At 50.3% G+C, this 13,207-nt stretch carries 11 protein-coding genes and 1 tRNA gene; 9 read left to right on the top strand and 3 right to left on the bottom strand.

What is annotated here, in order from left to right:
• Positions 1-23 precede the first annotated feature (23 nt).
• The 6 genes from DESTI_RS18740 to DESTI_RS31100 all read left to right on the top strand — a co-directional run bounded on the left by DESTI_RS18740 (position 24) and on the right by DESTI_RS31100 (position 6,182).
• A tRNA-Pro gene (locus DESTI_RS18740) sits at positions 24-101 on the top strand.
• Positions 102-168: 67 nt separating this feature from the next.
• Positions 169-1,686: a bifunctional metallophosphatase/5'-nucleotidase gene (locus tag DESTI_RS18735; RefSeq protein WP_014811540.1), complete on the top strand. Its 1,518-nt coding sequence runs from the start codon at positions 169-171 to the stop codon at positions 1,684-1,686.
• Positions 1,687-1,752: 66 nt separating this feature from the next.
• Positions 1,753-3,600: a discoidin domain-containing protein gene (locus DESTI_RS18730; protein WP_014811539.1), complete on the top strand. Its 1,848-nt coding sequence runs from the start codon at positions 1,753-1,755 to the stop codon at positions 3,598-3,600.
• 5 nt (positions 3,601-3,605) lie between these two features.
• Entirely contained in the window at positions 3,606-5,423 is a 1,818-nt protein-coding gene (locus DESTI_RS18725) for a carbamoyltransferase family protein (RefSeq protein ID WP_014811538.1), read from the top strand.
• A 138-nt stretch (positions 5,424-5,561) separates the two neighbouring features.
• Positions 5,562-6,002 carry an SxtJ family membrane protein gene (locus DESTI_RS29135; protein ID WP_014811537.1) on the top strand — a complete coding sequence of 147 codons (441 nt, stop codon included), beginning with the start codon at positions 5,562-5,564 and terminating at the stop codon, positions 6,000-6,002.
• Between the two features lie 27 nt (positions 6,003-6,029).
• Complete coding sequence (locus DESTI_RS31100; RefSeq protein ID WP_014811536.1) at positions 6,030-6,182, top strand: DUF5989 family protein; 153 nt, start codon at positions 6,030-6,032, stop codon at positions 6,180-6,182.
• 176 nt (positions 6,183-6,358) lie between these two features.
• On the opposite strand, the gene DESTI_RS18715 is transcribed toward DESTI_RS31100, so the two are convergent.
• The 3 genes from DESTI_RS18715 to DESTI_RS29130 all read right to left on the bottom strand — a co-directional run bounded on the left by DESTI_RS18715 (position 6,359) and on the right by DESTI_RS29130 (position 8,601).
• Complete coding sequence (locus DESTI_RS18715) at positions 6,359-7,375, bottom strand: lysylphosphatidylglycerol synthase transmembrane domain-containing protein (RefSeq protein ID WP_014811535.1); 1,017 nt, start codon at positions 7,373-7,375, stop codon at positions 6,359-6,361.
• Between the two features lie 6 nt (positions 7,376-7,381).
• Complete coding sequence (locus tag DESTI_RS18710; protein ID WP_014811534.1) at positions 7,382-7,807, bottom strand: hypothetical protein; 426 nt, start codon at positions 7,805-7,807, stop codon at positions 7,382-7,384.
• 101 nt (positions 7,808-7,908) lie between these two features.
• Positions 7,909-8,601: a phosphatase PAP2 family protein gene (locus DESTI_RS29130; protein ID WP_014811533.1), complete on the bottom strand. Its 693-nt coding sequence runs from the start codon at positions 8,599-8,601 to the stop codon at positions 7,909-7,911.
• Between the two features lie 177 nt (positions 8,602-8,778).
• Between DESTI_RS29130 and DESTI_RS18700 the strand changes: the two genes are divergently transcribed.
• The 3 genes from DESTI_RS18700 to DESTI_RS18690 all read left to right on the top strand — a co-directional run bounded on the left by DESTI_RS18700 (position 8,779) and on the right by DESTI_RS18690 (position 13,206).
• Positions 8,779-9,963, top strand: a complete 1,185-nt coding sequence (locus DESTI_RS18700; protein WP_014811532.1) for an efflux RND transporter periplasmic adaptor subunit — start codon at positions 8,779-8,781, stop codon at positions 9,961-9,963.
• 479 nt (positions 9,964-10,442) lie between these two features.
• Positions 10,443-12,188, top strand: coding sequence for an FAD-dependent oxidoreductase (locus DESTI_RS18695; protein WP_014811531.1), 1,746 nt, complete (start codon positions 10,443-10,445; stop codon positions 12,186-12,188).
• 1 nt (position 12,189) lies between these two features.
• A complete protein-coding gene (locus DESTI_RS18690; RefSeq protein ID WP_014811530.1) occupies positions 12,190-13,206 on the top strand; it encodes an NAD(P)/FAD-dependent oxidoreductase in 1,017 nt (338 codons plus the stop codon).
• Position 13,207 lies beyond the last annotated feature (1 nt).

The raw sequence follows: 13,207 nt of genomic DNA, 5'->3' as shown, positions 1-13,207 counted from the left end.
TCACGGGCTATAAACATCCAATTCGGGGTGTAGCGCAGCCTGGTTAGCGCGCGTGCCTTGGGAGCACGAGGCCGCCGGTTCGAATCCGGCCACCCCGACCATGCATCAGTCCGCATCCTCTTTGCATCTGATTCAAAAGACTTTTTCAAAATAATTGAGAGGTAAGCGATGGAATTCTGCGCCTTTTTTCGCAGACCGGTTTGGTGTTTCTGGTTAATTGTCGTCTTTCTCGGATTGTTCGTAACTCAGGGATCCTTTGCCTCCGAGACTCTGAATCTTACCATTCTCCACATGAACGATCCGCACGCTCATTACGTCCCCAAGAAAGAGAAAGAAAGTGCAATGGGTGGGTTCGGAAAGGCGCTTACGGTGATGAACCAGGTGAGAGCGGCAAATGCAGAGCAGGGAAAAGAGACGCTCACGTTCATGGCAGGAGATCTCCTCACGGGAACACCGTTTTCAGCGGTCTTCAAAGGCTCTTTGGGCGTAGAGCTCATGAATGTCATGGGCTTCACCGCCATGGCTGTTGGAAATCATGAATTTGACTATGGGCAGGAAAACCTGATGAAAAACCTGCTCCCCAAAATGGGATTTCCGCTTCTCAGTGCAAATATAAGGACCTCAAAAGGTGACAGAGTGTTCGAAGCGTCCATCACAAAGAAATTTCCCAAATCCGACACTCGGGTAATCATATTCGGCCTCACGACCAAGGACACTCCTGTTACGACGCACCCGCGGAACGTGGAAGGTCTGATTTTTGAGGACCCCATTAAAGCGGCCAAAGAAATTGTCAAGGATACCGCGGATTCGGATCTCGTTATCGCTTTGACCCACATTGGCGTAGACCAAGACGTGAAGCTCGCTGAAGCCGTGCCCGAGATAGACGTAATCGTAGGAGGCCATACCCATACAAACTTGCCACAGCCCCTGAAGGTGGGGAACACTCTTATCGTGCAGGCAGACGCCTATTCGGAGTACGTCGGCAAACTAGACCTGGAAGTCTCAGGCGGAAACGTGGTGAAATATCACGGGGAATTAATGGCGCTTGGTCCGGATATCAAAGAAGATCCACAAATAACGGCCATTATTGAGGAACATCAGAAAGTCTTCGGACCGGAGATGCGGCGCCCAATAGGTAAGGCCGAAATATTCCTCGATGGAAGCAAGCGCAGCGTCAGGTCCGATCGCACGACGAACTTGGGCAGCATCCTTTCATACTTGATGGCTGAATACGCGAAGACGGATGTTGCACTCATCAATGGTGGCTCCATTCGGGAAAGCATCAACGAAGGACCGATCACCTTGATGGACATTTATACCGTGCTTCCGTTCTCCAACATTGTTGTAAAGATGACTCTTTCCGGCGAAGAACTCCGTTCGGTGCTCCAGAGAAGCGTCGAACTTGAGCCTGGGAGCGGCGGAAAGCTACAGATTCATGGCATTGACTATTCTGTTGGCAATGGAGCCGTGAAGATCGCTTCCGTAGGCGGCAAGCCGTTCAAACCAAGTTCCGAGTATTCCGTAGCGATAAGCGACTTCTTGGCAGCAGGCGGAGACGGATACGCCGTATTCAAAGAAAACGGCCGCAATCGTTTTAATTATGAAAAACAGGTTTCAGAACTCTTCATCGATTTCGTACAAACGGGACAGCCCATAACGGCAGCGGGAATCGAAAAATTGAAATAGCGCTGTCTGACTCTCGTACATCTGACCTCTTGCCCTGCGTGCTCTTTTGATATAAACAGAGTTGCCATGACCGAGAAGTATACCCAAAGTCTTGTGGGGCAAGCCGAGGCAGAACTGGAGCTGAAAAAAGTCGCACGGGAAACAGAATCCGCTGCTGAGTCTTTTCAATCTGTTCAGAAGAAATCAGGATTTTTGGGCAGGTACGTTTGGCCTGTTCTCAGGGTTCCGTTATATATAGTTTTCTTGATCGCCAGTGTTGTTCTGATTCTGCTCGCTCTGGAAAAAGTGGCTTACTGGTCGTTAGGCAAAACCTACGTCTCCTCGATTTATCCGGGAAACCTCATTATGGCGCGACGGGACTTCACCATGCCCGTATCGCATTACGATTACGATTTTGTCCCCGGAGTCTGCCTTGAGTACAACATCTCCAAGGGAAATCGGTACGAGTATGCAAACAATGCGGGATTTCGCGAGCCACGAGATATTCCCAAAGAAAAACCGGCTGATGAATACCGTGTGTTTCTTACCGGAGGATCGACCGCGTTCGGTATGGGACCCGTGGGTGAAGCCGCATTTGCAATGAATAATTACGGAATCGAATATCGCGAGACTATTTCCCATGCTCTCGAGATGATTCTGAATGCGACTGCTCCCATTGAGGGAAAGACCATCAAGGTATACAACACGGCCGTATGGGGTCACGCGTATCAACACCTCCTCATGCGATACATGACGAAATTAAGGGATTACTCGCCGGATCTCGTGATCTCGCTGGACGGCGCAAACGAATTGCCGATGATCAGTAAACTTACTCCTGACTGGAACTACTTCAGAGAAGGACAATTTCATAATATCCTGGAAGAGGTCTTCGCGTATAACGGGCCGGGGCTTTCTTCATATCTGACGTTGTGGTTCAAGAACAATTCCTATCTCGTGACACTGTTTTGGAACGGAAGAGATCTTTTTCAGGAATTGAACAAAGGCATTCACATGCAAAGAGGGTTGTCCGAGACATTCGGAACCGATCCATTCGCAAATCTTTCCGTGGAAGAGAAATCGAGACGGGTTGATCGCAACATAGCTGCAGTTGTTCGCGTCATGGAGGATTATCACGCAGCGCTTCAGAATGACGGAATACCGCATATCATAGCGCTTCAGCCATGGTTCTACTTGAGCCAAAAGCAGAAGCACGAAAAAGAGCAAATACTCGATTCCCTCAGCGGGTACAGGACATATTACGGGATTCCATCAGACAAAATGTACCAGCTATATCTTGAACGCGCCCGACAGAGCGCTGAAAGAACAAATTATTTTCTGGTGGACTTTTCGGATTATTTTGACGATGTCACGGAGTGGGTCTTCACCGATTGGTGTCATCTTACCCCGGGAGCTAATTTTCTCCTTGCGAAAGAGCTGGCAAATCTCGTAAAAGAGCATATTTTCGCCAGACCTCTGGATGAAACGGATAAAATAAAGGAAAAAGACAGTTTCTTCTGGGATCTGGCAGCGTCCGGCACGGTCAAGTACGCACCTGCTCCGGACAGCTCCGATGTAGGACCGGAAAATGTGCTTCGAGGCTATCCCGGAGAGGTTCTCTTTTCCGCCCGTTCGGTAAAAGACCAGCCACTCGAAATGGTATTCGATTTTGGAGAAGCTCATACCATGAGCAGGATCAGAGTTGTTTGGGCCGATGAAGCATCGGTTCCTCATGAATGGGAAATGGAAACATCTCTGGATGAAAAACAGTGGGAACCGTTTGTGCGAGCGACAAGTCAGCAAACGGACAGTTTTTCCCGTTGGCCGGGTTTCGAATACTATGCAGCTAAACCAGTACAGGCCCGTTTTGTACGATACAAACCAATTCGCGTCGCAGAGCGATCCATTCGACTCCGCTCCCTGAGCGTATATCGGTAGAACCCATGAATATTCTCGGAATTTCAGCATATTATCATGACAGTGCAGCCTGTCTCGTGAGAGACGGGATCATTGTCTCAGCCGCTCAACAGGAACGATTTACCCGGATCAAGCACGATCACGCCTTTCCCAAAGATGCGATTGACTATTGCTTGAAAGAGGCTGGAATTACGGCTCAGGAACTGGACTATGTCGCTTTTTACGACAAGCCGTTGATTAAATTCGAGCGAATCCTGGAAACGTATATCTCTTATGCTCCGCGGGGATGGACATCATTCCTCATGGCTATGCCGTCGTGGCTCAAACAGAAGCTCCATTTGCCCACCCTCATACGGAAGAACCTGGATTACGAAGGGAAAATACTATTTCCCGAACACCACGAATCCCATGCTGCAAGCGCTTTCTTTCCATCGCCATTCGAAAGAGCCGCTTTCCTCACCATGGACGGTGTGGGAGAGTGGACCACAACGAGCTACGGCGTAGGCGCAGGCAATAAAATTCGGATCGATTCGGAAATCCAATTTCCCCATTCCCTGGGTCTCCTGTACTCCGCTTTCACGTATTTCACTGGTTTCAAAGTCAACTCCGGCGAATATAAGGTAATGGGACTTGCCCCTTATGGAGAGCCCAAATATGTAGACGCGATCCTGAAAGAGTTGATCGACCTCAAAGAAGATGGATCGTTCAAACTCAATATGGATTACTTCACCTATCCGTACGGGCTTACCATGACCGGTGCGGCCTTTGAGAGACTCTTCGACGGCCCTGCACGAAAACCTGAAGCGAAGCTTACCCAAAGGGAGATGGATCTGGCCAAATCCGTGCAGGTGGTGACAGAAGAAGTCATGATCCGAACTGCCCGGCACATCAAAAGGGTCACCGGCGAAAAGTATCTTTGTCTCGCGGGAGGTGTGGCTCTGAACTGTGTGGGCAATGGCCGTATTCTGCGGGAAGGTCCTTTTGACGATCTGTGGATCCAGCCTGCTGCAGGGGATGCTGGAGGGGCTTTGGGAGCAGCTCTTTTTGTCTGGCATCAGCTCCTGAATAATGAGAGAACTGCAGATGACAGAATGGATAAGCAGGTCGGCTCTTACCTTGGACCGGCTTATGACGAGGCTCAGATCAGAGAATTCCTCGAAAAACACGGCTACCCGTACGAGTATATGGGCAACGGTCAGATGCCCTCGAGAGTGGCGAACCTCATTGCCGAAGGTAAAGTCATCGGCTGGTTCCAGGGTAGAATGGAATTCGGTCCACGTGCCCTCGGGTCGCGTTCGATCATCGGCGATGCACGAAATCCCCAGATGCAATCCCAGATGAACTTAAAAATCAAGTATCGGGAGAGCTTTAGACCGTTTGCTCCTTCGATCCTTGCAGAAGACGTGCAGAGATTTTTCGAGCTCGATCGACCTTCTCCCTACATGTTGCTGGTGGCAAACGTGGACGAGAAGATCCGCCGCAAGATGACCGACAACGAACAACAACTCTGGGGTATCGATAAACTGAATGTTGCCAGATCGGAAATCCCGGCCATCACGCACGTCGATTATTCCGCTAGAATTCAAACCGTGCACAAAGAGACTAATCCTCTGTATCACGAGATGATTGCAGCGTTTCGCGAGAAAACCGGTTGCCCGGTAATTGTGAACACTTCATTCAATGTGCGTGGAGAACCTATCGTGATGAGCCCGGAACATGCCTACCTGTGCTTCATGCGTACGGAAATGGATTACCTGGTGCTCGGATCGTTTCTCCTGGATAAAAAGGAGCAACCGGAGCTCAAAGGAGATTCGGATTGGCGCAGCCAATTTGAACTTGATTAGTTTTCTGTGAAAAGAGGTACGTTTGGTTAGTGTAGACTGTTCCTTTCCATGAAGTTTTATTGTATACTCTTCGAACAGTCCATTGGAAATAAACGATTTTAATACACATATGCGTGCAATGCGGGTTGTCGAGTTAACATGAATATTATCCAAGAAATCAGGGAAGAAGTAAGAGCGGCATGGAAAGAGCCCAGCAGCCGTGATCTCACCATTCTGGCTGGACTGTTTCTGGTAATCCCCGCGGTCATCGGGAGCTATTTGCTTTTCTGGAAAGGTTCCGCAAATGGCTGGATCTGGATCGTTGCAGGAGTGGTCCTTGCGCTGTGCCGATTGATACCACCATTATTCCGAGGAATATACCGGGTGTGGATTCAGTTATCCGTTGTGCTCGGGTACTTTATATCGCGAATCATTTTGACTCTGGTCTTCTTTTTAGTTATCACTCCGACAGGTCTGTTCATGAAACTTGTCGGCAAAGATCCCATGGAACGAAAACTCGACCCTCTGGCGCCGACGTACTGGAAGGCAAAGGAACAAGAGCCGAACCCCAGTATTGAGAGATACGAGAGACAATTTTAGGACGTGTAATTCAGGAGGAAGAACGAAATGTCCCTGGTAAAAGAATTCTGGGATTTTCTCAAGGTGCGCAAGAAATTCTGGCTGGCACCGATTCTGGTGGTTCTGGTAATACTCTCTGCCTTTATAATACTCGCGGCAAGCTCGCCAGTGGCAGCACCGTTTATCTACACACTGTTCTAAGAAGTAAGATCGGGGAAACCCTTCTTGTAAGAAGTGTTTCCCCGAACCCCATCCCAAGAACTTCCAATATTGGTTTAACTATTAATTTCCCTTGGGAAATTAATAGTTAAACCAAATGTTAAAAGTTTCTTGGAAGGGCTTGGGGAACCTTCTTTACAAAGAAGGTTCCCCAAATCTTACTTCTTTGAACGGCTGTTCCTGGCCATAAGCAGGGCCATGAAGCCTGCTCCCACGGCAACCGCAAACCACAGCGTACACAATCGAATGAGTAGCACCGCGGGCAATCCCTGGGAATAGGTGATTCCCATATAGTGGAGTACGCCCACCATGGTTCCTTCTGTGGTAACGACCCCTCCGGGCAGCATGGTCAGTGCTCCTGCAAGGGTTGAGATACAGTATGCAAAGTTCGCTTCCAGCAAGGTAGACTTGAGCTGGAATCCTTGAAAGATGACGTACAGGGAAAGCGATTCCATCCCCCAAGAGATGGTGGAAACCACCAACCCCACAATGAAGATTCTGACAGTCATGAGGCTCCGGCCTGTTTCGAGAATGATAAGGATCTTGTCGCAAATTCGAGACAGCACTGGCAGTTTTGCGAGCCGCTCCAACACGGGTTTGTACAGGCTTTCCATGCATAAGAAGGCGCCACCGACAACGATTGCTGCGGCACAGAGGAAAAAGAGGTGTTCCCAACCTTTGAAGAGAAATACGGAAAACGACGCGAGCAGCAATACTCCGGCGAGATCCATCAATCTCTCCATCATGACTATTCCCATTACCTGCGTCACGGGAACGCCATAATCCTGTTTCAGAAAGACACCCTTTACCGCCTCCCCGAGCTTTCCGGGAGTAGCAGTGAGAGCAAACCCTGCGAGAAACGATGCCAGGGAATAGGCAAACGGAACGTCAGCATGGTTGCTCCGTAGATAATAATGAAAACGCCATCCTCTCAAAAACCAGCCCACTAGGACCAGCACCAGCACAAGCGCCAGTGATTGCGCAGGAAAACCGGCCAGTGCTTGAGAAATGGCCGTATAATCTCCGGCTATTGTCGCTCCCGCATAGAAGACGACGCCCGCCAGAGTCAGCAGCAGTATGGATCTGATTACCCGTTGATACGAAAAAGAGCTATTGTCCGGTGAGTCCTGCGCTTGGACCGGTTCATTCGATTGAGAGACAGCTTTGTTCTGCATAGACACTTATCTTTGGCGAGGAAAGTACACGCATCGACTGCTGAAGGTATTCCAGGCATTGTCGAGCTGGTATTTCAGGTTCTGCATTTGACGGGTAACCATACCATAATTGGGATCTCGGGGATTCATCATCTGTGCACGCTGGTACTCCTGGACATAATGCTGGTACAGCATTTTCCACTGCTTTTCCAAATTCAGACATTCCCCGAATTGCGGATTGGTGAGATCCGGCCGGAACGCATATTCCGTTGGTTGTTGCATTCCTTGGGGTGGCTGCTGGACAGGCGGCCCCGGCGGTCCCATGGGCTGTTGCGGCGGAAAGGGAACCTGACCCCAAGCACTCACGAATCCAAGAAGAATCACCGCCAGTATTATCGACGCGGCCCCGCCATACATATGCTTACACTCTCTTGCGCTTACCCGTGGTTTCATCCTGTTATCCTAGGAGAGAATCTACGACCGAGTCAAGATTTTCACCATCCCCAACACATCGAAGCAGTAAGATGGCTCAACGTTCATGTCTTGGTGCTCCGTTAGAGTTCCGGAATACGAAAAACAAAATAATAGAGAAAGACAATCACGACGCAGACGAGAATTCCCGACCAGAGCACGTCCGTGGGAAAATGTCCTCCTTGTGCGATTCTGGCAACACCCATGACGATGCCGTATGCTGTTCCAACTGCAACCATTGTCACTGCGGCTGTGGGATGCAGCGGATAGAAAGCGGCGCCGGAGACCACCGAAAAAGCCATGGCACAGTGTCCGCACGTGAACGATTTGCCATTCCCCGGAGTTCCCGGCTGCAGAACTCTCCGGTATCGCTGTTGCCCGCCGAATTCTATGGTATCAACCGGCCTCGGACGGCCCCAATACTCTTTGAGGATCCCATTCACCAGAATTCCCGGGCCGATTATGACCGTCAGAATCACCACGAGTGCAGGTTTGGTATATTCTCGCCGAACCCGTCCTTTCCAAGATGCGATCAGCAGAACGAGCACACCCAGAGCGAATGCAACCACAGAATATTCGCCGTACCTGTAGAGCTGTTTCCAGGGAGAAGTTGCTCCGAGGGTCCAGCCGCCATTGGCACCGCCGGCTCGGTAAAAACAGCTCGTCAAATCGATGTCTGCCCCGGACACCTCAAGTATTGCAGAGCCCACTATCCCGAGGCACAATAATGCACAAATTATAATGAAACCTTTCGTTCTTAGACTGTCTATAAACATGTAAACCCCAAGAACAAATATCACGAGATCAGGTGCTTGAGAATCTTGCCATTGTCGTAACAGTTTGGCAACAGCAACAGGTCATAATTCCTGAGAAGTGGTATACTCTTGAGGTCGCATCTGTTCTTCACTGAATTGTTTTCCATTCGAACCGCTTGGCGATTTATGGAGAAAAAGTTGAAGAGAGCAATCATCGTTCTGGTCATCATCGCTGCACTCGTTGGGATCTATTTCGTGTACAACGGTTCATCGAAAGAAGAACCGGAAGTCAAATACATGACTGCGCCGGTTCAGCGGGGCACGCTCAAAGCTGAGATCACGTCCAGCGGTACGCTGAAGCCATTGGTTGAAGTTCTGGTGGGAAGCCAGGTCTCCGGAACCATTAAAACATTGTATGCCGATTTCGAGTCCGAAGTTAAGAAAGATCAGCTCGTAGCACTCATCGATCCTGACACCTATGCAGCAAAAGTCGAACAGGCAAAGGCAGACCTGATGTCCGCGCAGGCGAATCTCGTCAAATCGGAAGTCACCCTGGAAGACGAACTCAGGACATTGGCGAGAAAAGAAACCCTGATTGGAAAGAGCTCCATCAGCCAGCAAGAATACGACGCGGCAAAAACTAAAGCCGATGCTGCAAAGGCTCAGGTGCTGGTGGATAAAGCAAAGGTCTCTCAGGCTGAAGCCAAGCTCAAGGAAGCAGAACTGCAACTCCGATACACGCGCATAGAGGCTCCGGTTGATGGAATAGTAGTTGCCCGCAATATGGATGTCGGCCAGACCGTTACTGCAAGCTTTCAAACTCCCGTTCTTTTCAAGATTGCCGAAGATCTTACCCGCATGCAGGTACATACCAACGTTGACGAAGCGGATATCGGCAGAGTGAAAACCGGACAATTGGCCACGTTCACGGTGCCGGCATTTCCCGACACGGAATTCGCTGCTGAAGTAACTCAGATCCGCAACGACCCCAAAATCGAACAGAACGTGGTCACGTACAACGTGATATTGGACGTGGAAAACAAGGACCTGAGACTCCGGCCAGGCATGACCGCAAATGTCCGCATCCGATTGACCGAAGTCCCGGAAGCTCTAATCGTCCCGGATCAGGCGCTTCGTTTCATCCCTTCGGAATCTATAGTCGGTCCTACGAATCTGCCCGAGCTGAAACCCGGAGAGCGTCGATTGTGGAAATTGGAAAATGGAAACAACATTAAACCAATACTTGTCAAAGTGGGAATTGTAGGAATCGAGGGGATTCAGATCTTCACGAATGAGTTAAAGGCCGGCGACAAGGTCGTGGTGGAAGCTAGCGTGCGAAAAAAAACTGAATCGCAATCAAGAGGACTTCGATTCAGGTTCTAGCGGACCGGAAAAATGAAAGTGTCTCAAAATTCTCGAACACACAACAAATCGTGCCACGATTCGGTATTTTTGTAGGGGTAGGCCTAGTGCCTACCCTGATTTGGGCGGACACCAGGCCCGCCCCTACAATGATGCCAACAGGACGATGACAAATTCGTGGCACGATCTGGGGTAAATTTCGACTTTTGAACAGCCTCAAATACGAAAATACGCGGTCCGAGAGGATACGAGAACCTGAAAAGCAATGCACGCCGGAGAGTCCAGTATCAGCCGATTGCGGCTGTCTCCGGTGAATGCTGTTACAAGGTTTGTGCTGAATGCTTTATACTGGAAATTGCATTTTTCAGGGGCTTTTCCATCAATTGTTCAACAGGGGAGGCATGCGAACCCGCTTTCACCGAAAGACGGCTGCACTCTTCATCGGTAACACGGCATAATACTACATCGGGCACAATGGCCGGACACATGGAGGCGAAACAATGGATACGAACATACACCAAACGGAAATGCTGTACTCGACCAGTCCGGCGGATTTCGATTACGTGCGCGTCAACGTGCCGTGCCAGAGCGCTTGTCCTGCATATACAAACATTCCTGCATACATTCGATCGTTATACGAAGGCAAGTACGACAATTCCTACGAGTTGAACAGAATCGTAAATCTTATGCCTGGAGTGCTCGGACGAATCTGCTCCCGCCCCTGCGAGCAGAAATGCCGTCATGGTGAACCGGAACTCGGGAAGCCGGTGAACATTTGCCATATAAAAAGGGCTGCGGACGATCACAAAGACACATTCGGGCCGCCTGTGGGAGGACTATTCGGTTCGCTGAACAGACGAATCTGTATTGTAGGTGCAGGACCTGCCGGGCTCGCGGCTGCACACGATCTCGCAACTCTCGGCGCGAAAGTGACTATCCTCGAAGCATTGGCGGAACCCGGAGGCATGCTGATGTACGGCATTCCGGAATTCAGGCTTCCCCGTCAGGTGCTCAGAGAAGAGATCGGCAATATTCTGAAGCTTGGCGTTGAGCTCAAAACGGGTGTACGGGTCGGTAAAGACGTTGCCGTCGAGGACCTTATGTCCGGTTACGATGCCGTGCTCCTGGCTGCAGGCTGTTACACACCTAAGATGCTCGAAATTCCGGGTGAAAATCTAGTAGGTGTTTACCCGGGATTGGATTTTGTTATGCGGGTTGCAGACGGAATCCCGCCGCGAGTCGGAGATCGAGTGATAGTGCTCGGGGCAGGTTTTACTGCATTTGACTGCGCTCGAACCGCACTTCGTCTCGGAGCGAAAGAGGTCTCGATCTGTATCCGAGGAACCGAGCAGGATTTGCGGGTGACTCACGAGGAGATTTTCGAGACCAAGCGCGAAGGAATTTCCATTCAAGGACTGCTGCTTTCACAGCGACTCGTCGGATCGGAAAAAGTGGAAGGAGTGGAGTTCGTCCGCACGCATCCGGGAGAAGTTCTGCCAAACGGCCGGAGACGCATCGAACCGATTGCAGGGAGCGAATTTATTCAATCGGCAGATACTGTTATCGTGGCAATCGGTCAGGGAGCAGATCCGATACCATCCCCGGGAGAAAAAGACAAGCGAGGGGTTGTCAAAGGAGACCCGGAAACCTTCAGGACTTCTCTTCCGGGACTATACGTTGCCGGAGATTTCATGACAGGGCCGTCTACCGTGATTGAGTCTATTGCTGCAGGAAGAAAAGCCGCGGAGAAGATAGCTGAATCGCTTACCGGCAAGAAATTCCGGGAATGGACCGTCAGGATACAAGACGCTCGGATCACGGATCGCCAGCGTGCCTGGGACATGATACCACGGCAGGAGATGCCGACAATCGACCCACCTCATCGTTTGCATCCTTTCAACATTGAAGTTGAGCTGGGGTTGCCCAAAGAATTGGCTCATGAAGAGTCGAAGCGCTGTTATCTCTGCTACCTCCATTATGAAATAGACGTGAGCCGCTGCATTTATTGCAGGCTTTGCATCGATTCGGCTCCCAGGGATTGCATAAAACTTGCCGAGGATATCGTGCTGAGCGAGTCCGGAGCAATCTCAAGAATTGTCGAAACCAACTCATGGCGAAACGTCAGTGCAATCATGATCGACAACGAACGCTGTATCCGCTGTGGAGAGTGCGTCCGGGTTTGTCCTGTGGACTGCATCTCAGTATCCAAGGTGGAACTCACGGAGCGCGCTGTCGGAGGCATATGACATGGATACCAGGCACTTTGTGATCATCGGAAACGGACCTGCCGGAAACGAAGCTGCGGCCACACTGAGAGAGCATGCTCCGCACGTAAGAATCACCGTTATCGGACAGGAGCACGCAATTTACTACAGACCGAATCTGCTGCCGGACTTCATTGCAGGTAGGCTTTCAGAAGACGATCTTCACGTTAAGCCTTTAGATTTCTACAAGGAAAAAAACATTAAACTCCGGCTGGGTCAAAAAGTCATCGACGTGAATTTCGCCAACCGTGAGATCGTTCTGGAGCACAAAGAAGTGATCCGATTCGACGGTCTCATTCTTGCCACAGGCGGAAAACCGCGTATTCCCGAACACCTCCAGGTGTTCGAACACCTCATGCTTCCCCTGAAAACCCTACCCGATGCGAAAGCCTGGATTCAGAAGCTTCAGCAGATTGATTCGATCCTTATTGTAGGTGGAGATCTGACTTCCCTGTGCTTCACAAAAGCGCTGCTTTCTATGGGAAAGAAAGTATTCTTCATGATCCAGGGCGGGGCTTTCTGGCCGGTCCGCTTTGATGCGGATATCCATGACTCGGTATCGCGCGCCTTGACGAAAAAGGGCGTGGAAGTCATCGAGTCTGAAAATATCAAGGGGATCACAAAGATCTCCGACAATGAAATAGTAGTCAACACGGAAACCCGAAAGCTCACTGTAGGCGCATTTGGAGCTTTCTTCGGGCTGATGCCGGATGTCAAATTCCTCGCCCGCAGCGGACTGACCATAGAACGCGGCATTATCGTGGATGAACGGCTCCGGACACGATTTGAAGGAGTCTATGCAGCAGGCGACTGTGCGCAAGTGTACCATCCGGGAATAAGAGACTACTGGGTTTCCATCGGTTACAGGAATGCCAGGAATCTCGGAAAAGTGGCTGCTCTGAATCTTCTCGGGGAACAAGTCACGGCTGATGTCGCCGCGCCGGGCATCTTTCAGTTCGATGAAATAACAGTGAATACTTCGTGGTGGACGGAGTTCTAAT

This window comes from Desulfomonile tiedjei DSM 6799 (genome assembly GCF_000266945.1).
In the GTDB taxonomy this organism is placed as follows: Bacteria; Desulfobacterota; Desulfomonilia; order Desulfomonilales; family Desulfomonilaceae; genus Desulfomonile; species Desulfomonile tiedjei.
This window is presented reverse-complemented; position numbering and strand designations above follow the sequence as displayed.

What these genes read in the sequence shown, in the direction of transcription:
- DESTI_RS18735 (WP_014811540.1), top strand. Translation starts at nt 169, where the DNA reads ATGGAATTCTGCGCCTTTTTTCGCAGACCGGTTTGGTGTTTCTGGTTA.
- DESTI_RS18730 (WP_014811539.1), top strand. Translation starts at nt 1,753, where the DNA reads ATGACCGAGAAGTATACCCAAAGTCTTGTGGGGCAAGCCGAGGCAGAA.
- DESTI_RS18725 (WP_014811538.1), top strand. Translation starts at nt 3,606, where the DNA reads ATGAATATTCTCGGAATTTCAGCATATTATCATGACAGTGCAGCCTGT.
- DESTI_RS29135 (WP_014811537.1), top strand. Translation starts at nt 5,562, where the DNA reads ATGAATATTATCCAAGAAATCAGGGAAGAAGTAAGAGCGGCATGGAAA.
- DESTI_RS31100 (WP_014811536.1), top strand. Translation starts at nt 6,030, where the DNA reads ATGTCCCTGGTAAAAGAATTCTGGGATTTTCTCAAGGTGCGCAAGAAA.
- DESTI_RS18715 (WP_014811535.1), bottom strand. Translation starts at nt 7,375, where the DNA reads ATGCAGAACAAAGCTGTCTCTCAATCGAATGAACCGGTCCAAGCGCAG.
- DESTI_RS18710 (WP_014811534.1), bottom strand. Translation starts at nt 7,807, where the DNA reads ATGAAACCACGGGTAAGCGCAAGAGAGTGTAAGCATATGTATGGCGGG.
- DESTI_RS29130 (WP_014811533.1), bottom strand. Translation starts at nt 8,601, where the DNA reads ATGTTTATAGACAGTCTAAGAACGAAAGGTTTCATTATAATTTGTGCA.
- DESTI_RS18695 (WP_014811531.1), top strand. Translation starts at nt 10,443, where the DNA reads ATGGATACGAACATACACCAAACGGAAATGCTGTACTCGACCAGTCCG.
- DESTI_RS18690 (WP_014811530.1), top strand. Translation starts at nt 12,190, where the DNA reads ATGGATACCAGGCACTTTGTGATCATCGGAAACGGACCTGCCGGAAAC.